Here is a 24,019-nt window from a genome sequence, read left to right as displayed (position 1 = left end):
CCAGAGATTACGTTGCACCGCCTCATTTCGCGTCCTTGGCGGCGGCCGCCTGGCGATCGCGCGCGGCGGCGAGTTCGGCCTCGATCTTGGCGCGCTGCTCCGGCGGGATGACGGCTTGATCGCGATCCGGCGGCAGGTCGTGCACCGGCAGATAGCTCCCAGGCTCCCTCGCAGGTGCCTGCGCGTCCATCGGCGTCATATCCGCGAACTGACTCGAACAGCCGCCCATCACAAATGCCACGCTCAGCAGCGCGCCACCGATCAGCAGCGACCTCTGTAGGACCCTCAACGCCAACACTTTGGGAAATCCCCTGCTCGTCCCAATGCAAGCTGCCGCACACTAACCCGACAACCTGCCCAAGCTCAAACCATTGCTGCCCACAAATGGAACGAGCGAGAAAACACCAAAGGCCCACGACCGGAGGGTTGCACCGTGATTGTGACAAAACCAAGAAGCTTTGTCGCAGTGCAGCACATCTTCGAGCGTGTTTAACGTCAAACATGCGAGCTTCGCGGTGACGAATAAGGAATGACTCGTTACTGTTCTGCCCATGAGTATGGCCACGACCGATACGCCTAAACCCGAGACGAAGTTCGATGCGGAAGCCTTCGCGATGAATGTCGCGCGGGCGATGGAGAGCGGCGGCAAGGCGCTTGCGGCCTACCTCAAGCCGCGCGAGAGCGGCGAGGTGCAGGATCGGCCGCCGACCGAGCTTGCCGAGGTCGTCAAGACCTTCACCTCGGTTGCCGAATATTGGTTGTCGGATACGTCCCGCTCGTCCGATCTGCAGACCAAGCTCGCCAAGGATTATCTCGACCTCTGGGGCTCGGCGGTGCGCCGCATGGCCGGCCAGGACGCCCCGCCCGCGATCGCGCCCTCGCCGCGCGACAAGCGCTTTGCCGATCCGGAATGGAAGTCGAACCAGTTCTTCGATTTCGTCATGCAGCTCTATCTGCTCACGACCAAATGGGCGCAGGAGCTGGTGCGCGATGCCGAAGGGCTCGATCCGCATACCCGCCGCAAGGCCGAGTTCTACGTTCAGCAGGTCACCAACGCGCTGTCGCCGTCCAATTTCGTGCTGACCAATCCGGAGGTGCTGCGCGAGACCCTGGCGAGCAGCGGCGAGAACCTCGCGCGCGGCCTTTCGATGCTGGCCGAGGACATCGCGGCCGGCAAGGGCATGCTGAAGATCCGCCAGTCCAACCCGGACAACCTCGTCGTCGGCGTCAACATGGCGACGACGCCGGGCAAGGTGATCTATCAGAACGAGATGATGCAGCTGATCCAGTATTCGCCGACCACGGAGACGGTGCTGCGCACCCCGCTCCTGATCGTGCCGCCATGGATCAACAAGTTCTACATCCTCGATCTCAAGCCGGAGAAATCCTACATCAAGTGGTGCGTCGACCAGGGCATCACCGTGTTCGTGATCTCATGGGTCAATCCCGACAAGCGGCTCGGCAACAAGAGCTGGGAAGACTACATGAAGGAAGGCCCGCTCACCGCGATGGACGTGATCGAGAAGGTCACCGGCGAGATGAAGGTGCACACCGCCGGCTATTGCGTCGGCGGCACCATGCTCGCGACCACGCTGGCCTGGCTCGCCGAGAAGCGCCGCCAGCGGGTCTCGTCGGCGACGTTCTTCGCGGCGCAGGTCGACTTCACCCATGCCGGCGACCTCCTGGTGTTCGTCGACGAGGAGCAGATCGCATCACTCGAGCAGGACATGAAGGCGGCCGGCGTGCTCGAAGGCTCGAAGATGGCGATGGCCTTCAACATGCTGCGCTCCAACGATCTGATCTGGTCCTACGTGGTCAGCAATTATCTCAAGGGCCAGCAGCCGAGCGCATTCGACCTCTTGCACTGGAATTCCGACGCGACGCGGATGACCGCGTCGAACCATTCCTACTATCTGCGCAATTGCTATCTCGAGAACCGGCTCTCCACCGGCACGATGGTGCTCGACAATACCCTCCTCGATCTCTCCAAGGTCAAGGTGCCCGTCTACAACCTCGCCACCCGCGAGGACCATATCGCGCCGGCGGAATCGGTGCTGTACGGCTCGCAATTCTTCGGCGGTCCGGTGAAATATGTGCTGTCGGGCTCGGGCCATATCGCAGGCGTGGTCAATCCGCCGGCCTCCAACAAGTACCAGTACTGGACCAACGACAACATCAAGGACGTCAGCGTCGCCGATTGGATGAAGGGCGCGGTCGAGCACAAGGGCTCGTGGTGGCCGGACTGGCGGCAATGGCTGGGCGAGCTCGATCCGGAGCAGGTTCCGGCGCGCCTGCCGGGGAGCGAAGCATTCCCGCCGATCGAGGACGCGCCCGGCAGCTATGTCAGGGTCCGCGCATAGGGCATGATCCGGACAAGTGCGGAGCGGTTTTCCGATTGGATCATGCACAAACAAGCAACGAAGCTTTCCTTGCGCATGGCGAAATCTCTCGCGCTTTCGTATAGACTCGCGCTCACCACAGCGACGACAGAGGGGACTGGACTATGACGCGCGAATTGTTCTGGCTGACACTGACGGTGATCCTGACCGGGATCCTCTGGATTCCCTACACGATCAACCGCTGTCAGGTCCGCGGTCTCAGCGGCGCGATGGCCAACCCTTCTCGCAACGACAAGCCGCAATCGGACTGGGCGAACCGGCTGATGTTCGCGCACGACAACGCGGTCGAGAACCTCATCGTCTTCGCACCGCTGGTGCTGATCCTCAACGCGATCGACTATTCCACGAAATGGACGGTGCTCGCCTGCGCGGTCTATTTCTGGGCTCGTGTCGCGCACACCATCGTCTATACGCTCGGAATTCCGGTGTTCCGCACCCTCGCCTTCACCGTCGGCTTCCTTGCCCAGGCCGTGCTGGCGCTGGCGATCTTCAGGGTGTTCTGAGGGGGCGCCGCGCTCAGCCCCTCTTCTGCGCGACGACGAACAGCATCAATGCGGCCTTGTCGTCGAAGCCCTTGACCTCGCCGGTGTCGATCGTCACCTCGCTCCAGCTGCCCGCCTCGGCGTAGGTCGCCCGCAGCCAGTCCGGCGAGGGATAATTGTAATAGCGGTTCAACGTGTCGCGCCCTTCGGCCTCGCCGGCCTTGTAGCTAGCGTAGAAGAAGCCGGCCGGTTTCAGCGCGCGCCAGATTCGCGCGAGAACCTCGGCGAGTTCGGGTCTCGGCACGTGCAGCAGGCACGCATTGGCCCAGACGGCGTCATAGGTCTCGGTCTCGTGGAGCTGCTCGAACAGCAGGGTCTGGACGGGACGCCCGAGACGGCGGGAGGCGACCTTCGCCATTTCCGGCGATCCGTCGGTCGGGCGAACCGCAAAGCCGCGCGCCAGCATGTCCGCGGTATCGCCGCCGGCGCCGCATCCGAGTTCGAGAATGGAAGCACCTGGCGCGAGCCGGGCGAGAAACGCCGTCAGCCGCGCCTGGCGCGAGGTGATCTCGCGCCCAGCATAGGCCTCTGCGTTGCCGCGGTAGAATTGCAGCGTCTCTTCGTCCACTGTCGCACTCACATCACGGGAACAGCGCGATCTGCTCCAATCCCTCCGTCTCGGGCAGTCCGAACATCAGATTCATATTCTGGATCGCCTGCCCCGCCGAGCCCTTCACCAGATTATCGAGCGTGGAAATGACGATCGCCCGATTCTTGATGCGGTCGGCAACGACACCGATCTGCACATAGTTGGAACCGCGCACATTCTGCGTCTGCGGCAGCACGCCCTTTTTGGCGACATGCACGAAGGGCTCGTTGACGTAGGCTTTCTCGAGAGCGGCCCGCAAATCGTCGGGCGTCGCGCCATTGAGTTTTACATAGCACGTGCAGAGTTCGCCACGCGCCATCGGGATCAGATGCGGCGTAAAGTTCACCGTCACGGCAGAGCCGGCGGCGAGGCTGATCTCCTGCTCGATCTCGGGCGCGTGCCGGTGGGTGCCGACCGAATAGGGCGAAAGCCCCTCACCCGCCTCGCTGAACAACGTGTTCTGTTTCAGCCCGCGTCCGGCGCCTGTGACGCCCGATTTGGCGTCGATGACGATGTCGTCGACGTCGATCAGTTTGGCCTTCGTGAGCGGTACCAGCGCAAGCAGCGCCGCCGTGGGGTAGCAGCCGGGACAGGCCACCAGCCGCGCCGACGTGATTTTCTCGCGATAGAATTCGGTCAGACCATAGACCGCCTCGCCCTGCAATTCGAGCGCCCGATGCTCGTGGCCGTACCATTGCGCATAGGTGTTCTTGTCCCGCAGCCTGAAATCGGCGGACATGTCGAGGACCTTGATCTCAGGATTCACCTTAAGGACCGCGGCGATGATTTCCTGCGTGGTCCCGTGGGGCAGTCCGCAGAATACCGCATCGAGCCTGCTCCAGTCGACCGTTTCCCATTCAACGAGTTTAGGCAGGTCCAGCATGAAGAAATGCGGAAACACCTCGCTCATGGCTTTGCCGGCATGGGTATTGGCAGTGAGTGCGGCAATCTCGGCGTTCGGATGCCGCGCCAACAGGCGCACCGCGTCGGCGCCGGTGTAGCCGGAGGCGCCGAGAATGCCGATCTTCTTGGTGCTCATCACACGCTCCTCTCACGCTGGATCGGTTACGCCTCTGCCAAGCCCAGCATCAGCCGCATGTTCTGCACCGCCGCGCCGGATGCGCCCTTGCCGAGATTGTCGAGCCGGGCGACCAGCACGGCCTGGTGATGTTTGTCGCTGGCGAAGACGTAGAGCTCGAGCATGTTGGTGTCGTTGAGCGCCTCCGGCTCGAGCCGGCCGCCCTTTGACGCTTCGTTCTGAAGCGGCATCACCTTGACGTATTTCGAGCCGGCGTAGCGCTTGGCGAGCGCGGCTTGCAGATCGGCTCCCCCAGGCTTGCCGGGCAGCGTGTCGAGCTGCAGCGGCACCGAGACCAGCATGCCCTGCCTATAGTTGCCGACGGACGGAATGAAGATCGGCCGCCGCGCCAGGTTGGAATAGAGCTGCATCTCGGGCAGATGCTTGTGCTCGAAGCCGAGGCCGTAGAGCTCGAACGACGGCGCGCTGCCGTCTTCGAAGCTCGCGATCATCGACTTGCCGCCGCCGGAATAACCACTCACCGCGTTGACGGTGACGGGATAATCTGATGGCAGCAGCCCGGCATCGACGATCGGCCGCAGCAGGGCAATCGCGCCGGTCGGATAGCAGCCGGGATTGGAGACCTTGCTGGCGGCCTTGATCTTGCCGGCCTGGTCCGGCGTCAGCTCGGGAAAGCCGTAGGCCCAGTCAGGCGCGACCCGGTACGCGGTCGAGGCGTCCAGCACCTTCGGCGCCCGAGCTCCCATGCTGTCGACCAGGGCGACCGTCTCCTTGGCGGCGGCGTCGGGCAGGCAGAGGATGACGAGATCCACCTCCTCCATCAGCGCCTTCTTGGCCGCGGGGTCCTTGCGCTTGTCGTCGGAAAGCGCCTTCACGACGACGTCGTTCTGGAGCTTCAGCCGCTCGTTGATGCCGAGGCCGGTCGTGCCGGAGCCGCCGTCGACGAAGACGGTGGCGGGCTTCTTGGCCGCACCGGTGGTCGGAGCTTTGGTGGTGTCGGCGAGGCTCATGACGCGCTCCCTTCGAGCATGTTCGTGTCGTTTGCGAAAACTTGCGGCCTTGCCTGCCGCATCAAATCCGAGATCTGCCTGGCGTCGGCATCGCCGGCACTAAGCGCATTGGCGATCGCCGCATAGTCGGCGTCCGATTTGTGCTGGTTGAGCTTGAAGCTGCCTTCGACCTCTTCAACATTCATCACCAGACCCACGATCGCCTTCTTCATCGTCTCCAAGCGGCCCGCCGTCATCTTGCCCGACGTCCAAGGCCTCTTCGGCAGCAGCCAGCTCTCGAACTTGTCGCTGAGCGTGTCGATCTGCACCGACAATTCGTCGTCCGTCAGAAAGCGCACCGGCCCGCTCAGATGCACCGATTGGTAGAGCCAGGTCGGAACCTGATCCGGCGAGACGTACCAGTCCGGCGATACATAGGCATCGGGGCCGTTGACCGCGAGCAGCCAGGACGCATCACTGCCCGCCAGCTTTAGCAGCGGATTGTGACGCGCGACATGAAAGGCGGCCTGCGGCGTGCCGTCGGCGGCGTAAGTCAGATAGAACGGCAACGGCGAGGCGATCGGCTTGCTGCCGTCGAAAGCACACATGGTGCCGAAGCCGCGCGCTTCGGCGAATTTCAGGCTTGCGGCGCGGTCCTGCTTGAAAAAGGGTGGCGTGTACATCGTGGTCTCCTGCTGGGCCTCCTCGAGGGAGCCGCCGGATCAGATCGCGCTGACAGGAGAGAGAATGCCGCGGATCGGATCCAGCGGCAAAGACGATGATCTCAAACGCGATCGACCGCCCAAACCGCTAAGATGCGGCGGCGGCGACGGGCGAACAGGATGGTCGCGGCGTAGATCATGGCGCGCGGCTATAAAGCGAGATCCGGTTCCCGTCAAGGCAACCCTTGTCATTCGGGTTCGCTCGCTTGGCGAGCGCTCCGGAACGACGGGGACCTAGATCACCCGCCAGATCCATTCCATGATCTTGGCGAGCACGTCGCCGAACAGCAGGAGCACGGCGGACCAGAGCAGGGCCGAGACGAAATTGGCGACCTGGAAGGTCCAATAGGGCATCTCGAAAATGCCGGCCGCAAGGGGCACCGAGGCGCGCAAGGGGCCGAAGAAGCGGCCGATGAAGATGCTGGGGATGCCCCAGCTGCGCACGAAGGCCTCGCCTCTAGGCAGCAGTCCCGGATAGCGCGAGAGCGGCCACATCTCGGCGACCTTTTCCTTGTAGCGATAGCCGAACCAGTAGGAGACCCAGTCGCCCAGCGCCGCGCCGAGGCCGCCGGCGATCCAAACCGGATAGAAGCTGATGCCGCTCACGCCGATCAGCGCACCGATCGCGACCAGCGCGCCCCAGGCCGGAACCAGCAGCGAGATGAAGGCGAGCGACTCCCCGAAGGCGAGCAGGAACACAATCGGGGCTGCCCAAGCCTGGTGAACGCGCACAAAATCGACCAGGGCGTGCGCAAACTGCTCCATCAAAAATTAGCCTTCCCGCCCCGTCTCAAGGTGCTGCTCGATCAAAAAGACTGGTAAGCCAAGCACTTGTGTGACATCAAGTCACAAAGCCCCACAAGACGCTTGGCAACCGTCAAATTGCCGGGAATGGATGGTCTGCGGCGTAAAATCGTCGGGATTGGCTCCCAACACGGCGCCCGGCCCGCCCCTGCGATAACTTTTCCCGGTCAGAAGTGGCATAGTCGGCCAGATCGATTCGCCGCTTATGCGGCCCTCAAGACGCATCAAGATATATGTCCAAGCAGTTGAAACCCAAAGCAAATGACGATTTTTTCGGCGGCGACGAGCCGAAGCCCCGCGCCGCCAGGCCGGCGCCGCGCGGAAGCGGCGGCGAAGCCGACTACACCGCCGCCGACATCGAGGTGCTCGAAGGCCTGGAACCGGTGCGGCGCCGGCCGGGCATGTATATCGGCGGCACCGATGAGAAGGCTTTGCATCATCTGTTCGCCGAGGTCATCGACAACTCGATGGACGAGGCGCTGGCCGGACATGCAACCTTCATCGGTGTCGAGCTGAGCGCGGACGGGTTCCTGACCGTCACCGACAACGGTCGCGGTATCCCGATCGATCCGCATCCGAAGTTCCCGAAGAAGTCGGCGCTCGAAGTGATCATGTGCACGCTGCATTCGGGCGGCAAGTTCGACAGCAAGGTCTATGAGACCTCGGGCGGTCTGCACGGCGTCGGCATCTCCGTGGTGAACGCCCTCTCCTCACGGCTCGAGGTCGAGGTCGCGCGCGGCCAGAAGCTGCACCGCATGGTTTTCGAGCGCGGCCATCCCAAGGGCAAGCTCGAGGACCTCGGCAAGGTCAACAACCGCCGCGGCACGCGCGTGCGCTTCAAGCCCGACACCGACATCTTCGGGCCCAAGGCCGCCTTCAAGCCGCAGCGCCTGTTCAAGATGACGCGCTCGAAGGCCTATCTGTTCGGCGGCGTCGAGATCCGCTGGAACTGCGCGCCCGAGCTGCTCAAGGGCGTCGAGGACGTGCCGGCGGAAGCTACATTCCACTTCCCTGGCGGCCTCAAGGATTATCTGGCGGCAGCGATCCACGCCGACACGCTGGTGCATCCCGACATCTTCTCCGGCAAGTCGGGCCGCAACGGCGCGCACGGCGCCTGCGAATGGGCGGTGGCGTGGACCGCGGATGCGGACGGCTTCCTCTCGTCGTACACCAACACCGTCCCGACGCCCGACGGCGGCACGCACGAATCCGGCCTGCGCAGCGCGCTGCTCCGCGGCCTGAAGGATCACGCCGAGCGCGTCGGCCAGGGCAAGCGCGCCTCGTCCATCACGTCTGAAGACGTCATGGTGGGCGCGGCCGTGATGCTGTCCGTGTTCGTGCGCGAGCCCGAATTCCAGGGCCAGACCAAGGACCGGCTCGCCACCGCCGAAGCACAGCGCATCGTCGAACAGGCCATGAAGGATCCGTTCGACCATTGGCTGTCGGGTAATCCGAACATGGCCAACCGGCTGCTCGACTTCGTGATCGACCGTGCCGAGGAGCGGCTGCGGCGCCGCCAGGAAAAGGAAACCGCGCGCAAGACCGCCGGCAAGAAGCTGCGCCTGCCCGGCAAGCTCGCCGACTGCACCGACGCCGGCACCGAAGGCTCCGAGCTCTTCATCGTCGAAGGCGACTCGGCCGGTGGCAGCGCCAAGCAGGCGCGCGACCGCAAGACGCAAGCGGTGCTGCCATTGCGCGGAAAAATCCTCAACGTCGCGTCCGCCGGCAAGGACAAGCTGACGGCCAACGCACAGCTCTCCGATCTCGTGCAGGCGATCGGATGCGGCCAGCTCCTGCAATATCGCGAAGAGGATCTGCGCTACCAGCGCATCATCATCATGACCGACGCCGACGTCGACGGCGCGCACATCGCTTCGCTCTTGATCACCTTCTTCTACCGGCAGATGCCGAAGCTGATCGACGAAGGACATCTCTTCCTCGCGGTGCCGCCGCTCTACAAGCTGACCCACGGCACGAAGTCGGTCTACGCGCGCGACGACAAGCACAAGGACGAGCTGATCAAGACCGTCTTCAACGCCAACGCCAAGGTCGAGGTGAACCGCTTCAAAGGCCTCGGCGAGATGATGCCGGCGCAGCTCAAGGAGACCACCATGGATCCGGCCAAGCGGACCCTGCTCAAGGTGGTCCTGCTGCCCGACGACCGTGACACCACCGCCGATTCGGTGGAGCGCCTGATGGGCACCAAGGCGGAGGCACGTTTTGCCTTCATCTCGGACAAGGCTGAATTTGCCAGCGAAGAGCTGCTGGACGTCTGAGCGCCAGCATTGTCGCACTCCACTCGAGAGCCCCGGCCAGACGCCGGGGCTCTTCGTTTTGGGCGGCCTCGTTCTTTGCAGGGTATTCCGGCCTACCGCCGCCTCGCGCCGGGCGATTCCCGGCGCGGTGACTGCGATTCGGCCACCGACTCACGGTGATCGGACCGTGGCGGCACGGCATCGATCTCGGAGAAGGCCGAATTTACTAACGAAACCCTACCCGAATTGGCCGCGCGATATTTTTCTCAAGATATTGAATTTACATCACTATTGCTGATTTTGGCACGTCAGGCCCCAAATGCGCGCTCCTGGCGTTTTCGGGCGACTGTGCCTGCCCGGCAACAGCATTTCGGCGGGAAACGTCTATAGTCCGGGTCATCAGATGACACGAACTTCAGTGCGCTCGCGCCTGTTACGACAGACCAAGGTTGGGGATTTTGACATGAAGAAGATTTTGCTCGCACTGACCGCGGTTGCCGCGATGACCGGTTCGGCCTCGGCCGCCGACCTCGGCGCCCGTCCCTACGTGAAGGCCCCGATGCCGGCGCCCGTCGCCAACTGGACCGGCTTCTACGTTTTCGGCGGCGGCGGCGGCGGCCTCTCGAACACCGACCAGCATGTTCAGACCACGGTCGGCGCCGTACCGCTGACGATCGATCAGCGCCAGGGCGGCTCGGGTTGGTTCGGCACCGTTGGTGCCGGTTATGACTGGCAGTTCAGCGGCACCTGGGTTGCCGGTGTGTTCGCTGACGGTCAGTTCGGCAGCATCAAGGGCACCATCCAGGACCCGATCGCTGGTCTCACCGGCTCTCAGAAGCTGGAAACCTCGTGGGCTGCTGGTGTGCGCCTCGGTTGGCTGGTCGCGCCGAACGTTCTCTCCTACGTCAACGGCGGTTACTCGGGCGCGCATTTCGGCCGTACCAACTTCACCAACCTCGCCGGCACTCCGGCCGGTATCCATCTCGACGGTTACGACCGTCACGGATGGTTCATCGGTGGCGGCGTCGAGAACAGCCTGAACTTCTTCGGCATCACCTCGCCCGGCTGGTTCATGAAGACCGAGTATCGTTCGGCCTTCTACAACGGCAAGACTCAGAACGAGCTGTTCGATGTGACCAACACGCTGGTCGGCCGCGACATTCGCGCCACCCACTGGAACCAGACGATCTCGACCTCGCTGGTCTACCGCTTCAACTGGACCGGTCCGGTCGTCGCCAAGTACTGATCCGAACGCAAGTTCAGACGTCAAAGCCCCGGCATCGTCCGGGGCTTTTTCGTTATGGAGTGTCGGCAGGCGCTGCTCGCCCTCGGCGACCGCACAAAGCGAACTGGGCCAGCATCGCCGCCCATGCGGCGTCGGTGATCGCACTGCCGTGCGCACTACGAGATGCGGTCCGCGGCGGCTCGGGCCGGCACGCCATTGTATCCAAACCAGAGCTGCGGTTACTGTGCGCCCAAGCTTTCGAGGCCGCAGCAGATCCTTCACGCCGCGAGTCGCGACAGAAGCGGATCGATGGAGGAACGCATGCGCAGATTTCTGCTTGTCGCAGGCCTGTTTGCAACCGCCGTCGGGCTGCTCTGGATCGGCCAGGGCACCGGCACCGTCCCCTGGCCGAAATCGAGCTTCATGATCAGCCAGCTGCAATGGGCCGGCTATGGCGCCGCCATGGCCGGCTTCGGGCTGGTGCTGATCTGGCAGAGCAACCAATAGAACAAGTCAGGACATGAAAGCATGACATCCAGCCGGTTCGATCTCCGCGGCAAGGTCGCGATCGTCACAGGAGGCAATGGCGGCATCGGCCTCGGCATGGCGCGCGGTCTTGCCGATGCAGGCGCCGACATCGCCGTGGTCGGGCGCAACGAGGCGAAATCCAAGACAGCCGTCGAGGATCTCGGCCGGCGCGGCATCAAGGCGCTCGCGGTTGCGACCGACGTCACCGACAGGGCCGCGATCGAAGCCATGATTGCCCGCGTGCTCAAGGATCTCGGCCGCATCGACATCCTCGTCAACAACGCCGGCATGAGCATTCGCAAGCCGCCGCACGAGCTCGAGCTCGACGAGTGGAACAAGGTGATCGAAACCAACCTCACCAGCGCCTTCCTGTGCTCCAAGCTCGCCTATCCGCACCTGAAGGCATCCGGCAACGGTAAGGTGATCAACATCGGCTCGATGATGTCGATCTTCGGCGCGAGCTTCGCCACCGCCTATGCGGCGAGCAAGGGCGGCATCGTGCAGTACACGCGCGCCTGCGCCAATGCCTGGGCGCCCGACAACATCCAGGTCAATGCGATCCTGCCGGGCTGGATCGATACCGACCTCACCCGCGGCGCGCGGCAGCAGGTGTCGGGATTGCACGAGCGGGTGCTGGCGCGCACGCCGGCGGGACGCTGGGGCGACATCGACGACTTCTCAGGCATCGCCGTGTTCCTGGCATCGCCCGCATCGAACTTCGTCACGGGCACCGCGATCCCCGTCGACGGCGGCTTCTCGGTGATGGCCTGAGGCGCGCGCGACGCGACGCATGAAAAAAGCCCCGGCATCCCTGCCGGGGCTTTTGAGTCCAAAGCCTGCCGCGATCAGTACTTCGCCATCACGGGGCCGCCGAACTTGTAACTGACGCCGACCGTGACGGTATGGTACTGGCTGGCGACACTGTAGGGAACATTGCCGTTGGGCGTGACCAACGGCACGCCGGCGCGGCGATAGCGCTCGAAATCGTAATAGCGATACTCGACCTTGCCGAGCCAGTTCGGAGCAAAGGCGTATTCCACGCCCGCACCCGCCGTCCAGCCGTTGGTGTTCGATGAGAAGGCATCAACACCGATCAAAAGATCCGTGTTCACGTGGCGCTGCTGGCCATAGGCCCAGCCGCCCGTTGCGAAGAGCAACCATTTGTCGAAGGCAATGCCGGCCCGGCCACGGATGGTGCCGACCCAGCGCAGCGTGGTCTCGTCCCTGTTCCCGCCGACGAAATTGTCGTCGCCCTTGATGTCGGCCCAGGCGATATCGCCTTCGACGCCGAGCACGAAGTTCCTGATTTGCCAATTGTAGCCGGCGAGGCCGCCGGCGATGCCGCCGCTCGAGCTGTAGCTGTTCGCAAAACCGGCGTCGTTGAGGCGATCGTGGTCGCCCCAGCCATATCCGCCGAACGCGCCGATGTAGAAGCCGGTCCAGTTGTAGATCGCCACCGGCGGCGCGATCGGCGCAGCCTTGACTGCCATGTCGGCTGCCGTCGCGATGCCGGGCGCGCCGACCAGAAGAGACATCATTCCTGCGAAAGCCAAAGCCCTTTTCATCGTATTGCTCCAGACAAAGTTGCAACGAAGCGAAATGGTCTAGAGACGAATTTATACGTGGCGCCGCTCGCGCCGCGAGAGTGAATCCGCGCTGCGCTCCGGTTCCCGTGCGCTATTCAGGAGAAAGTGGCATTCGGATCACGCAAGGGTCTGTGAGATTGACGTTTCTCTCCACGCAAGGAATGTCTTTCACCGCGCAAAAAAGAGGCCCCGGACCAGGCCGGGGCTTTTGAATTTGGCAGTGCTTTTCTTGATCGTTGGTCGCGTTGCGTCGTCGACGTGCTCAGTAACGGGCGATGGTCGGGGCGTCGAACTTGTAGCTCGCGCGCACGACGGCCCATTGGATGTCGCGCGGCTTGGCGTCGAAGGTGTAGTTCCCCGCCGTGCCGCCGAGCTGATAGGTCTGGCTGCCGAAGGCGGCGTAATTGTATTCGAGGCCGACGATCCAGTTGCGGGTGACGCCGTATTCCCAGCCGGCGCCGACCGTCCAGCCGTTGGCCCAGTGGGTCTGTCCGCCCGAGCCCGTCGCCGGGCCGACCGTGTCGGTCACCGAGAGACGGTTGTTCACGCCGGCATAGCCGCCCTTGATGTAGAACAGGTTGTTCTGCACGGCGAAGCCGGCGCGGCCGACCACGGTCGCGAGCACGTTGGCGCGCCAGGAGAACACGTCGTCCCCGGCACCGAACGCGGTGTTCGTGAACGAACCGTGGTTGTCGAGGCCGGAGATCGTGCCTTCCATGCCGAACACGTAATTGTTGGCCTGCCAGTTGTACCCGATCTGGGCGCCGCCCATGACCCCCGAGCCGCGCTGACGATAGCCCTGGCCCGGGACGAGGTCGCCGAACGGCGCGCCGATCCCGTTGTTGACGAACTGCTCGTTGGTCCAAGCGCCGCCGATGTGGCCGCCGACATAGAAGCCGGTCCAGTTGAACAGCGGCTCCACGTAGGCGGGCGCCTTGGTGTAGCGGGCACCGAGATCGGCGGCGGAAGCAGCGCCGGTCGAAACCAGAGCGGTCGTGCAGGCGAAGGCGGCAATCAACTTGTTACGCATGGTACACCCCGTGTCCTTTGATGGGCGCACGGTCACAGACGGGCGTTACTAAAATTGGAATCAACAGAGTTAACGCGGCGCGCCGGGCTACGCAGGTCCACAAATCCACCCGCGCTGTTGCAGACCCGCAACGCCCGAGGCGCGATTTAACGCGACATTATCCCTACCGATATGTTGCGCTAGGGCGCTGCCTTCGAACGCACGTGCTCGGGCCGCACGCCGAGCGCCAGCAGGCGCGCCGGAATACCCTGGAGCCATGGCAGCGCGGTGATGAGGCGCACGATCAGCGGCACCTTCAGCGGCCGGTCGCCGCTCCGCAGGGCGCCGCTGATGATGTTGTTCTGCACGAGCACCTGCATGCGCTGCGTCATCTTCACCGGGAACTCGCGGCGACGCCTGACGGCATCGAGCTTGTCCTCGGACGGGCAGCCGCGCTGCAGCTGGTCCGCCAGCAGGTTGGCGGTCGCGACCGCGTCCTGCACGGCAAGATTGACGCCGACGCCGCCGACCGGCGACATCGCATGCGCGGCATCGCCGATGCAAAGCAGGCCCGGCTGCGTCCAGCGCGGCAGCCGGTTGATCGCGACGGTTAGCAGCTTGACGTCGTCGAAGCTCTTCACGTCGGCGATGCCTGCCTTGAGGACCGGGGCCATGCGCACGATGTCGTCGAGCAGCGCCTGCAGCCCCCTCGCCTTCACCGCCTGGTGCTGTCCCTTGGCGATGACATAGGCGCATTGCCAATAATCGCCGCGATCGAAGGTGATCATCATCTTGCCGGGCTCGACGCGCGCGAGCACGTTTTCCGTCTCCTCGGCGTTGCGGCCGGCGCGGAACCACAGCACGTCCATCGGCGCACCGATCTCCTCGACCGCGAGGCCCGCGCGCTCGCGCACGGTCGAATGCCGGCCGTCGCAGGCGATGGTGAGATCGGCTTCGATGTCGATGAGGCCGTCAGGCGTCTTCGCACGCACGCCGGCGATGGTCTCGCCGCGGCGGATCAGATCGACCGCCTCGGTGCTCATCATCACCTCGAGCGAGGCAAAGCGCCGGCCGGCCTCGCGCAGGAAATTCAGGAAGTCCCATTGCGGCATGAAGGCGATGAAGGGATATTTGGTGCGCAACCGCGAAAGATCGGCGATGCGCACCGGCGTGCCGCCGAACAGGCCGTCCATCTTCTGCAGGCGCTGATGCGGCAGTTTCAGGAAGCCGTCGATCAGGCCGAGCTCGTCCATCACTTGAAGCGTCGAGGGGTGCACGGTGTCGCCGCGAAAATCGCGGAAGAAATCCGCATGCTTCTCCAGCACCACGACCTCGATGCCGGCCCGCCCCAGGAGATAGCCGAGCATCATGCCCGCAGGTCCGCCGCCGACGATGCAGCAGCGGACTTGTTTCGTTCGGTTCGATGGTTGGCCGGATGTCATTGCAGCCACGATCCGCGATGTGAGATCGATCAGGATATGACCGGCAATGTAACGCCGATTCCGATCGAGCGGAGCTTGAAATCTGGATGCGCGATGCCAACATTGGCCGGCGGCTCGGATCGTGCCGGCCCGTCCGATCCCGGGAATAAGCCGCGCCCCCTGTTGTTATCAGGAGATACGACCCGACAAGGGCATCCGAGGGAAACGTTCAACGTGGCATGGTTGCTTGCAGGGGTGGCAGCCTGGCTGACCATCAACATCGCGCTGGTCTATCTGCGAACGCGCCGAGCCGGCGATGCGGAAGAGAACGAGCCGCGGATGTAGCTCTGGCTGCGGCCGCCGCTCGCGTCAGGGCCGCCGGGGGCCACTTGCGAAGCACCAGATAGGCCCGCACCACGCGGGCCCATCTCGACAGCAGCCAGCCTATTTCTGATCTTCATTGCTGGTCCCGGTGCCCGGGCTGCCGATCGGCAAGCCGTTCGGCGCATGACCGACACCTGCGTTGCGTTCGGCTTGCGCGGCCGATGGCGAGGTGCCGTTTGCGGTCGGCGGCTGCACGTTCGGATTGTTCTGGCTCCTGTTGGTGTTGACGTTCGCACCGGTCGTGGTGCCCTGCGTTCCCATGCCGGAAGGAGCCGACGGCCCCGAATTGGCGCTGCTGGAGGACGTGCCCATTCCGGCGCCCGAGCTCGCCGCGGATCCGGCCCCGCCGGTCCCCGTTCCCGCTGCAGCACCGGCACCGCCACCCGCACCTCCTTGAGCGAAGGTCGCGGTCGAAAGTGCCGCACAAGCAATGGTCACGAGGATGGTCTTGCGGATCATGGATCGTCTCCCTGGTTTGCGGGACAATCCAGGTCGCCCGGAAGTTGTTCCACTTCCGAGCGTCACAACCTAGCCGCCGACGATCGCCCTCAATTGTTACTGCGGTTCGCGCTGCGAAAACTCTTGATCTCGGACACGCTGCCGTCGCGATAGGTCAGCTCAACGGAGACTGACTGCGTGCTCGGGGCGAGCTTCATGTAGAGCGGCATGCCGGCGGTGATGGCGCTGGGATCGCGCATGTCGCAGGGCGGCATCTTCAGCACCTGGTTGGGCACGGCGCTATCGATGCCGATGCGCACCTCGCGGATGGCGCAACGGTAGGACACGAGGTGCGTGTAATAGACCAGCAGTCCGTTGAAATCGCGGAACGAGAGCCAGCTCGTCGACGTCATGTCGAGGATCTTGCGCTGGTCGCGGATCAGTGCGGCCTCGGGATCGAACCGGATCGGGAACGGCCCCTGCATGTCGCCGGACTGGTCGACATAGCGGACCTCGATGGTGCCGGCCTGCGCATCCCCAGGCAATTCGATCGATGGATTCGGCATCCGCTTGCGGGTGCGCGGATCGAGCGTGTCGATGAAGCCGGTCTCGCGGAAATCGCCCTTGCCGGCCATGCGCCAGGAAATGCCGAGCGTCGGGTCGGCGAACGAGAACACCACGCTCCAGCCGCCGTTGTGCCGCGAGAAGCTCGCGATCGGCGCGTTGAGAGTCTCCTCCTTCGGCAGCTGCGGCACCGACACCGGCGGCAGCGCAGCGAGCTTCTGCGGCGGCGGATCGTCGGAACGCGCGACGGCATCCTTGGCGAGACCGCTGAGGAAGACGTCGTCGACCATCTGATCGAAATAGACCGGCACCTGCCTGTGCTTCACGGTATCGGCCAGCTCGCTGACGGCGCGGCGGGTGCGCTGCGCCACCTGCACGAGGTTCTCGCCGGGCTTGAGCAGCTCCTTGGCGAAGGTGCGCGTGAACACTGAATTGGGGTTGGTGTCGTCATTGGACAGGCGATCGAGCGCGGTCTGGCGGGGACCGGCCGAGAACACCGAGAACACGCCTTCGGGCAATTGGGTCATCGGCGCGAGCCCGCCGGCGCCGGCAACCGCGCGGGTGCCCTTGCGCTCGAACGGATTGTTGCGGCAGGCGTCGAACACCAGGATCGAGGTCCGCGCCTTCTTGTTCTGCAGGCGCTCGACGATGCGATCGGCAAGGATCGCGGAGTCGCGCACCAGCTCCTCCTGCCCTTCCGTCGCCGCCGGCACGTCGGTCGGCAGCAGGTAGTTCTGGCCCGCGATCTCGAAGCCGTGGCCGGCGTAGAAGAAGAACGCGGTGTCGCCGGGCTCGACCGCCTTGTCGAAGGCGAGTAGCGTCTCGGAGAATTGCTGCCGGCTCTGGTTCTCCGCCACCATCACCGAGAAGCCGAGCTGCTTCAGCGTATCGCCCATGGTGCGGGCGTCGTTGACCGCCTTGAGCAGCTTCGGGACGTTCCTGTAATCGTTGTTGCCGACGACCAGCGCGACCCGCTTCTCGGCAAACGCCGGAAGCGCAAAGCCGCTCAGGCCCGCCGCGAGGCCAAGGGCCGCCAGAATTCTGAAAAGCCGACGCGTCATCGCGATTTCCCGTTGCAGAACGGCGGAGACGCCGCTTCCTTCGAACGGCAGTTCATTGGACCCCCTGCCGCTGAGGGATAGTCGGCACAGGCGTAACGAGGGTTCAAGGGCCCACGACATGGCTCCCGGCGACTTCCGGGCGCTGGGGGCACGGATCGGCGTTAGCCGCCGCGCCCGGGGGCCTGCTCGGTCAATGCGTCGGCCGAAAAAACCCTAGCCGCGCCCGAGATTTGGGCAAAAACCTCAGGTTTTTTAGGGCCTTCCCGCGCCTGCTCCATTGACTTTGGCCGATTCCCGCCTATGTTCCGTGGCAACGCGGCTCAGATCGAAGAGCGATTCCTGAGCGTTGCGCTTCGTTCGCGTGAGTCAGCACCCCCAGCTTCTTTGAGAGCGCGCCGTTTCGGGGTGGAACGCGACAGCCTTATCACCCTCGATTCCGAACGGCGGTTTCGACCAGAGGCTCAATGTCCTTTTCAAATCTCGGACTGTCCGAAAAAGTCCTCGCCGCAGTGGCGGCCACCGGTTACACCAACCCGACCCCCATCCAGGAACAGGCGATCCCCCACGTCCTCGCACGCAAGGACGTGCTCGGCATCGCCCAGACCGGCACCGGCAAGACCGCGGCCTTCGTGCTGCCGATGCTCACCATCCTCGAAAAGGGGCGCGCCCGGGCACGGATGCCCCGCACCCTGATCCTCGAGCCGACCCGCGAGCTCGCGGCCCAGGTCAAGGAGAACTTCGACCGCTACGGCGCCGGGCAGAAACTGAACGTCGCCCTGCTGATCGGCGGCGTCTCCTTCGGCGACCAGGATGCCAAGCTGACGCGCGGCGTCGACGTGCTGATCGCAACCCCCGGCCGCCTGCTCGACCATACCGAGCGCGGCGGCCTCCTGCTCACCGGCGTCGAGCTGCTCGTCATCGACGAAGCCGACCGCATGCTGGACATGGGCTTCATCCCCGACATCGAGCGCGTCTGCAAGCTCGTCCCGTTCACACGGCAGACCCTCTTCTTCACCGCGACCATGCCGCCGGAGATCCGGCGCATCACCGAAACCTTCCTGCACAATCCGCAGAAGGTCGAGGTTTCCAAGCCCGCCACCACCGCCGTCACCGTCACGCAGGTCCAGGTGCCTGCCGGTCGCGAGGCGCACGAGAAGCGCGAGCTGCTGCGCCGCCTGCTGCGCGAGGCCAAGGACCTCAAGAACGCGATCATCTTCTGCAATCGCAAGCGCGAGGTCGCGGTCGTTCACAAATCGCTGCAGAAGCACGGCTTCAGCGTCGGCGCGTTGCACGGCGACATGGATCAGTCGGCCCGCACGGCCGCGCTCGAGCAATTCCGCAAGGGCGAGCTGCCGCTGCTGGTCGCCTCCGACGTCGCCGCCCGCGGCCTCGACATTCCCGAGGTCAGCCACGTCTTCAATTTCGACGTCCCCCATCACGCCGACGATTACGTCCACCGCATCGGCCGCACCGGCCGCGCCGGCCGCACCGGCACCGCGATCTCGATCGTGACGCCGCTCGACCAGAAGTCGATGGTGGCCATCGAGAAACTGATCGGCCAGAGCATTCCGCGCGCCGAAGGCGACTACGAAGTCCAGGCCGAATCCTCCGATGGGGCCGAGCGTCCGCGCGAGGCGCGTGGCCGCGAACGTTCACGCGGCGGACGCGGCAAGCCGCAGCGCGGCCGCGACCGTGAGCGCAGCCACGAGCCGCGCGAGGCGCGTGGCGAGGCAAGACATTCCTCTGAAGCCAGACATTCTTCTGAAGCAAGGCATTCGTCCGAGACGAGGCAGCCCGCCGAAGCAAGGCATCGGGCCGACGAGAAGCCCGCCGGCGAGCCGCGTCGCGGCGCGCGCCAGCAGGCCAACAATGCCCATGTGCCGTCGATCGGCCGTCCCGAACCGCGCCGCCAGCGCGAGGCCGATACCGAGCCCGGCGATCATTCGCACCTGCCGGCGTTCTTGCTCCGGCCCGTGCGTTCGTCTCCCGCCGGCGCCTGAAGCGCAGGAGCGCGCTCCAGGTTTCAGTTGCGGAAACAGGAAGCACACGTTTTTAGACGCTTCGTGAACGTATATTTACGGGGCGTTCACGATCGTCCGTTAGCCTACGAACATAATTTAAGCATTGCTGCGGTCGCCGGCGCTCCGACCGCTGTGGGGTATGTTCTGTGGTCAAGGTGCTCGACGAACACGAACGCACGATGGCGTTCGCCGAAGTGGCGCTCGGTCAGATCCGATCGCTTCGGCAGACGGCGATTCCCCGCAATTACGAGATCTGGTACGTCTACGCGACCGGCTACAACGCTCCGCTCAACAAGATCGTCAACGAGACGCTGGCGCGCAGCGGCAAGCTGACCGAGGCCGACCTCGAGCAGATCTACGAGACCTATCTCTCCCACATCAAGACCACCGACCGCATCGACAAGGTCGGCGCGCGCGTCATCGGCGAGATCGACGACGTGATGAAGGTCTTGAGCGACGCCCTCGGCATGACCGGGTCCTACGATACCACCCTGTCCGGCGCGGCTGCGAAGCTGTCGTCGGCCGAAAACCGCGACCAGATCAAGACGATCGTCGAAACGCTGCTGCGCTCGACCAGCGAGATGCGCGAGACCAACAAGGCGCTGGAAGACCGCCTGGCGCTGTCGAAGAACGAGATCAGCAATCTCCAGCAGAGCCTGGAGGCGATCCGCGCCGAGAGCCTGACCGATCCTCTCACCGGCCTTGGCAACCGCAAATATTTCGACCGCATGATCGACATGGCCGTGCAGAGCGCGCTGGCCTCGGGCGAGCCGCTGTCGCTGCTGTTGTTCGACATCGACCATTTCAAGTCGTTCAACGATTCCTACGGCCATCTCACCGGCGACCAGGTGCTGCGCCTCGTCGGCCTGTCGCTGAAGCAGACCATCAAGGGGCAGGACATCACCGCCCGCTACGGCGGCGAGGAGTTCGCGGTCGTGCTGCCCAACACCGCGCTGCGGCAGGCCCTCACGGTGGCCGACCACATCCGCCGCGCGGTGATGGCGAAGGAATTGAAGAAGAAGTCCACCGGCGAGATCCTCGGCCGCGTCACCATCTCGGTCGGCGTCTCCATGCTCAAGCCGAACGACGACACCGACGCGCTGATCGAGCGCGCCGATGCCTGCCTCTACGCCGCCAAGCGCAACGGCCGCAACCGCGTGATCTGCGAGGCGGATCCGGAATACGCGGTCGAGAGCCATAGCCGGGTGGCGTGAGCACTCACGAACTGCCGTAGTCGTAGGGTGGGCAAAGCGGAGCGTGCCCACGGACTTTCGGTGGGAACGGCGCTATGCGCCTCTGCGCACCCTACGGCACTAGTGCTCGGAATCGCCGACGGGCGCGTGCTGGCCGACGGCGCATCTGTCTTCGTGGCGAAGGATATGCGCGTCGGCCTAACCAAGGCCGCGGACTAGCCCCTGATACCCATTAAGCCGCTGGCCGTTGATGTCTGCTCACGCCCAATAGCAGCGAAAAAGCGGCTAGCTCCCGGGGTCGCGACGGGCCAAAAGCAGACGTTCGCGATTGGGACGGGCGGTGTTCATTTCACTAGGAGTTTTCGAGCATCTTCCACCGCTCGATCCAAACGAATGCGCCGCTTCCCTTGGCCTAGTTCGTTCCGATATTGGCTAAGAGCGAAAACACTGAGGTCCTTGACGGTCAGCACCCCAGCAGCGCGCGGCACCTCAAAAGTAGCAACCGCCCGGTCGTCGATGAGCACTGTGTATATGTCTTCGTATTGCTCTGGAATGTGTTTCAGGACGTGAAAGACCGTGCCGCGTTCACCATTGGCCGCCAGAAGGTTCACTAAATCGGCGTCTCGACTACCTTCATGCGGCTTCAAAATGCTAGACTGGTATTTGTCGTGGAGCCGCTTCGGTGACATCCATCTAATCCTTCCCATCGCTTTCCGAGAAAATGACAGCGCAATCGGATGTCCGCAATGGGTCACAAGCGGCCCTCAGCGGGCATCGCCGTGTACGTCAGCTACGGCCCAGGAGCTGACCTTCGGTGCCTCGATGGAATTCCGGCACACGTCCTAAGTTGGGCGTCCCGATCCGTTGTTCACCATGGCTTAACCCTGCGCACTGAGTTGCGGATTGGGCCGTTGATCCAGCCTCGTTCAGCCGACCACCCGCAACCTTTGATTACCTTTTCTCCAGCAGGTTGCGAGGGCGTGGGAGAATGGATCCATTGATATGACGGCCGTCGAGTTGCCTGCGGATGCGCCCGCGCAGAGATTCGCGGCGTCCCGTGTCCGCATCCTCTGCATCCTCTTCTTCTTTTCCGGCTTCCCGGCGCTGATCTATCAACTGACTTGGCAACGAAGCCTGTTCCGGATCTTCGGTGTCAATTCGGAATCAGTCACCATTATCGTGACCGCCTTCATGCTCGGGCTCGGGCTTGGCAGCCTGTGCGGCGGCTGGATATCCCGACGCACCAACGTCAAGCCGTTGTTGCTGCTCGGAGTGATCGAGCTCGCGACCGCCGCATTTGGACTGGCCTCGCTCCAGATCTTCGAGAAGGTGGGCGCGATGGTCGCAGACCTGCCGCTGCCCGCCCTTGCCGCCATCAACCTCGTCCTGGTGCTGCTGCCAACCCTCCTGATGGGCGCAACGCTGCCGATCCTGGTCTCGTATCTGGCACGCATGACCGGCGAGATCGGCGACGCCGTCGGCACACTCTATTTTGTCAATACGCTCGGCGCCGGTGCCGCGTGCCTCGTATGCGCCACTCTGATTTTCCCTTTTCTCGGCATGCATGAGGCGATCACGATCGCGGCTGGAATCAATCTCGTGGTCGGCGCCGGTGCGATCGCGGCGCACATCCTCTCTGCTCCCGGCGCGGCGCCGGACTCACGGACGTCGACCAAGGCTTCGGACACTCGGCCGATCCTTGGCATGGGTGTCGTCGTTCTGCTCGCGATGGCGGGGGGATTCATCTCGTTGTCCTACGAGATCTACCTGTTCCGCGTGATGTCGTTTGCCTCGGGATCGAGCTCGCTGGCATTTGCCATGACGCTCTATGCTTTCCTGACAGGTATCGCGGTCGGCGCGCGAAAGGCCGGACAGTCCTGCAGGACACTCGCGCCGCAGGATGCCTTGCGCCAAGCCGCGAGCGATCTGATCTGGGCCAATTTGTTCGCCGCGATGTTCCTTCCGTTGATGACGCAATTGGCCTGGGTCGGCGCTGGCGTGATCGGGATCGCCGTCGCGATCACCTACCTGATCGCGCGGCAATGGGGCGCGCTGCTCCCCTATCTCTCGCAATTTGGCATCGCGACCGACGAGCGGATCGGCCAGCGGACAGCGCTGCTTTATTTCGCCAACATCGCAGGCTGCGCCAGCGGGGCGATCCTCACCGGCTTCGTGCTGACGGAGTATCTTGGAATCAGGCAGATCGCGGCGATGCTGCTCGTCGGCGGCACGATGACCGCGTTCGCATTGATAGCGCTTGCCCCAAGGCGCGAGCGAAATCGTCTTGGTTATCTTGCCATTGCAATTCTCGTCTTCGGTCTCGGCTCAAGCGCCTTGTTGAGCCAACGGCTGCTGGAAAATCTGCAGGCGAAGACGCTCGCCGACCACGACTTCGCGCAGATTGTCGAAAATCGTAGCGGCATCATCACCGTCGACAACGACGGCACCGTCTTTGGCAACGGCATGTATGACGGCCGCTTCAACACGGATCTGAAGTCCGATCGCAATGGCATCATCCGGCCGTACGCGCTGAGCCTGTTCCACCCCGCACCACGGCAGGTGCTGATGATCGGTCTCTCGTCCGGTTCATGGGCCCAGGTCATCGCCAACAATCCCGACGTGGAATCGCTCACGATCGTGGAGATCAATCGCGGATATCTCGAGCTGATCGCAAAGCACGACGATGTCAGGTCGATCCTGAGCAATCCCAAGATCAGGATCGTCGAGGACGACGGACGCCGCTGGCTCCGCCACCATCCCGAGGCGCGTTTCGATGCGGTCGTCTCCAACACGACGTGGCATTTCCGCGCCAACGCCACCAATCTGCTGTCGTCGGAATTTCTTGGCCTTGTGCAGCAACACCTGAAGCCGGGTGGAATTTTCTTCTACAACACCACAAATTCGCGGCGTGCGCAGCGCACAGGCTGCACCGCATTTTCCTACGGCGCCCGATTCCTGAACCATATGGTGGTGTCGCAGACCCCGATCGCCTGGGATCACGATCGCTGGCGACGAACGCTCGAAACTTACAGCATCGACGGCAAACCCGAATTTGCTTCCGATGGCGCTGACCGCGCTCGGCTCGACGCATTGATTGCCGACTTTCGTCAGGATGGTTCCGCGATCGAACCATGTCCGCAGCTGCTGGAGGCGACCGCCGGCCAAACCCTCGTGACCGACAACAATATGGGCACCGAGTGGCGCTACTTCCTCGGTTTGGAGTGAGTCTGCGGCGGGAGGCGCGCTCTCC

21 protein-coding genes and 1 pseudogene are annotated in these 24,019 nt (G+C 63.8%); 10 read left to right on the top strand and 12 right to left on the bottom strand.

Annotation, left to right across the window (positions count from 1 at the left end; genetic code table 11):
* Positions 1-22: 22 nt before the first annotated feature.
* Positions 23-298: a hypothetical protein gene (locus DCM80_RS27250; protein WP_257194527.1), complete on the bottom strand. Its 276-nt coding sequence runs from the start codon at positions 296-298 to the stop codon at positions 23-25.
* A gap of 253 nt (positions 299-551) precedes the next feature.
* Between DCM80_RS27250 and DCM80_RS27245 the strand changes: the two genes are divergently transcribed.
* Together DCM80_RS27245 and DCM80_RS27240 are read left to right on the top strand one after the other, a co-directional pair.
* Positions 552-2,360, top strand: a complete 1,809-nt coding sequence (locus tag DCM80_RS27245) for an alpha/beta hydrolase (RefSeq protein WP_257194526.1) — start codon at positions 552-554, stop codon at positions 2,358-2,360.
* Between the two features lie 143 nt (positions 2,361-2,503).
* Complete coding sequence (locus DCM80_RS27240; RefSeq protein ID WP_257179559.1) at positions 2,504-2,902, top strand: MAPEG family protein; 399 nt, start codon at positions 2,504-2,506, stop codon at positions 2,900-2,902.
* Between the two features lie 13 nt (positions 2,903-2,915).
* Here DCM80_RS27240 and DCM80_RS27235 read toward each other — a convergent pair whose 3' ends face one another.
* The 5 genes from DCM80_RS27235 to DCM80_RS27215 all read right to left on the bottom strand — a co-directional run bounded on the left by DCM80_RS27235 (position 2,916) and on the right by DCM80_RS27215 (position 7,045).
* On the bottom strand, positions 2,916-3,509 hold the full coding sequence (locus tag DCM80_RS27235; protein ID WP_257194525.1) for a bifunctional 2-polyprenyl-6-hydroxyphenol methylase/3-demethylubiquinol 3-O-methyltransferase UbiG: 594 nt from the start codon (positions 3,507-3,509) through the stop codon (positions 2,916-2,918).
* Positions 3,510-3,522: 13 nt separating this feature from the next.
* Positions 3,523-4,569 carry an N-acetyl-gamma-glutamyl-phosphate reductase gene (gene argC / locus DCM80_RS27230; RefSeq protein ID WP_257194524.1) on the bottom strand — a complete coding sequence of 349 codons (1,047 nt, stop codon included), beginning with the start codon at positions 4,567-4,569 and terminating at the stop codon, positions 3,523-3,525.
* Between the two features lie 26 nt (positions 4,570-4,595).
* Positions 4,596-5,579, bottom strand: a complete 984-nt coding sequence (gene argC / locus DCM80_RS27225; protein ID WP_257194523.1) for an N-acetyl-gamma-glutamyl-phosphate reductase — start codon at positions 5,577-5,579, stop codon at positions 4,596-4,598.
* On the bottom strand, positions 5,576-6,241 hold the full coding sequence (locus tag DCM80_RS27220; protein WP_257194522.1) for an FMN-binding negative transcriptional regulator: 666 nt from the start codon (positions 6,239-6,241) through the stop codon (positions 5,576-5,578). The genes argC (DCM80_RS27225) and DCM80_RS27220 overlap by 4 nt, the downstream gene beginning before the upstream one ends.
* Positions 6,242-6,514: 273 nt before the next feature.
* Positions 6,515-7,045 carry a DedA family protein gene (locus tag DCM80_RS27215; protein WP_257194521.1) on the bottom strand — a complete coding sequence of 177 codons (531 nt, stop codon included), beginning with the start codon at positions 7,043-7,045 and terminating at the stop codon, positions 6,515-6,517.
* A 272-nt stretch (positions 7,046-7,317) separates the two neighbouring features.
* Between DCM80_RS27215 and parE the strand changes: the two genes are divergently transcribed.
* The 4 genes from parE to DCM80_RS27195 all read left to right on the top strand — a co-directional run bounded on the left by parE (position 7,318) and on the right by DCM80_RS27195 (position 11,863).
* Positions 7,318-9,360, top strand: a complete 2,043-nt coding sequence (gene parE / locus DCM80_RS27210) for a DNA topoisomerase IV subunit B (RefSeq protein ID WP_257194520.1) — start codon at positions 7,318-7,320, stop codon at positions 9,358-9,360.
* 442 nt (positions 9,361-9,802) lie between these two features.
* Positions 9,803-10,585, top strand: a complete 783-nt coding sequence (locus tag DCM80_RS27205; RefSeq protein WP_257194519.1) for an outer membrane protein — start codon at positions 9,803-9,805, stop codon at positions 10,583-10,585.
* 300 nt (positions 10,586-10,885) lie between these two features.
* Positions 10,886-11,071 carry a hypothetical protein gene (locus tag DCM80_RS27200; protein ID WP_257194518.1) on the top strand — a complete coding sequence of 62 codons (186 nt, stop codon included), beginning with the start codon at positions 10,886-10,888 and terminating at the stop codon, positions 11,069-11,071.
* Between the two features lie 21 nt (positions 11,072-11,092).
* The gene (locus tag DCM80_RS27195) at positions 11,093-11,863 is read left to right on the top strand and encodes an SDR family NAD(P)-dependent oxidoreductase (RefSeq protein WP_257194517.1); all 771 of its coding nucleotides are present in this window, start codon (positions 11,093-11,095) and stop codon (positions 11,861-11,863) included.
* 74 nt (positions 11,864-11,937) lie between these two features.
* Here DCM80_RS27195 and DCM80_RS27190 read toward each other — a convergent pair whose 3' ends face one another.
* The 5 genes from DCM80_RS27190 to DCM80_RS27170 form a co-directional block, all read right to left on the bottom strand.
* Positions 11,938-12,630, bottom strand: a complete 693-nt coding sequence (locus tag DCM80_RS27190) for an outer membrane protein (protein WP_257194516.1) — start codon at positions 12,628-12,630, stop codon at positions 11,938-11,940.
* A gap of 310 nt (positions 12,631-12,940) precedes the next feature.
* A complete protein-coding gene (locus DCM80_RS27185) occupies positions 12,941-13,708 on the bottom strand; it encodes an outer membrane protein (RefSeq protein WP_257194515.1) in 768 nt (255 codons plus the stop codon).
* 179 nt (positions 13,709-13,887) lie between these two features.
* On the bottom strand, positions 13,888-15,129 hold the full coding sequence (locus tag DCM80_RS27180) for an FAD-dependent oxidoreductase (protein WP_257194514.1): 1,242 nt from the start codon (positions 15,127-15,129) through the stop codon (positions 13,888-13,890).
* Positions 15,130-15,552: 423 nt separating this feature from the next.
* Positions 15,553-15,951 (bottom strand): hypothetical protein, encoded by a 399-nt coding sequence (locus DCM80_RS27175; protein WP_257194513.1) that lies wholly within the window; start codon positions 15,949-15,951, stop codon positions 15,553-15,555.
* A gap of 89 nt (positions 15,952-16,040) precedes the next feature.
* Positions 16,041-17,555 carry a caspase family protein gene (locus tag DCM80_RS27170; protein WP_257194512.1) on the bottom strand — a complete coding sequence of 505 codons (1,515 nt, stop codon included), beginning with the start codon at positions 17,553-17,555 and terminating at the stop codon, positions 16,041-16,043.
* A 464-nt stretch (positions 17,556-18,019) separates the two neighbouring features.
* Between DCM80_RS27170 and DCM80_RS27165 the strand changes: the two genes are divergently transcribed.
* The 3 genes and pseudogenes from DCM80_RS27165 to DCM80_RS27155 all read left to right on the top strand — a co-directional run.
* Positions 18,020-19,555, top strand: a complete 1,536-nt coding sequence (locus DCM80_RS27165) for a DEAD/DEAH box helicase (RefSeq protein ID WP_257194510.1) — start codon at positions 18,020-18,022, stop codon at positions 19,553-19,555.
* Positions 19,556-19,722: 167 nt separating this feature from the next.
* Positions 19,723-20,790, top strand: a complete 1,068-nt coding sequence (locus DCM80_RS27160; RefSeq protein ID WP_257194509.1) for a GGDEF domain-containing protein — start codon at positions 19,723-19,725, stop codon at positions 20,788-20,790.
* Positions 20,791-20,889: 99 nt separating this feature from the next.
* Positions 20,890-20,988, top strand: a pseudogene (locus DCM80_RS27155) (beta-hydroxydecanoyl-ACP dehydratase); the annotation flags it as partial.
* A gap of 125 nt (positions 20,989-21,113) precedes the next feature.
* Here DCM80_RS27155 and DCM80_RS27150 read toward each other — a convergent pair.
* Positions 21,114-21,458, bottom strand: coding sequence for a hypothetical protein (locus DCM80_RS27150; RefSeq protein WP_257194508.1), 345 nt, complete (start codon positions 21,456-21,458; stop codon positions 21,114-21,116).
* Positions 21,459-22,221: 763 nt separating this feature from the next.
* Between DCM80_RS27150 and DCM80_RS27145 the strand changes: the two genes are divergently transcribed.
* Entirely contained in the window at positions 22,222-23,994 is a 1,773-nt protein-coding gene (locus DCM80_RS27145) for a fused MFS/spermidine synthase (RefSeq protein ID WP_257194507.1), read from the top strand.
* The last annotated feature ends 25 nt before the right edge of the window (positions 23,995-24,019 follow it).

It is taken from the genome of Bradyrhizobium sp. WBOS08 (genome assembly GCF_024585125.1).
Taxonomy (GTDB): domain Bacteria; phylum Pseudomonadota; class Alphaproteobacteria; order Rhizobiales; family Xanthobacteraceae; genus Bradyrhizobium; species Bradyrhizobium japonicum_B.
Note: the sequence above shows the minus strand (reverse complement) of the source record. Positions and strands in the feature narration are given on the sequence as shown.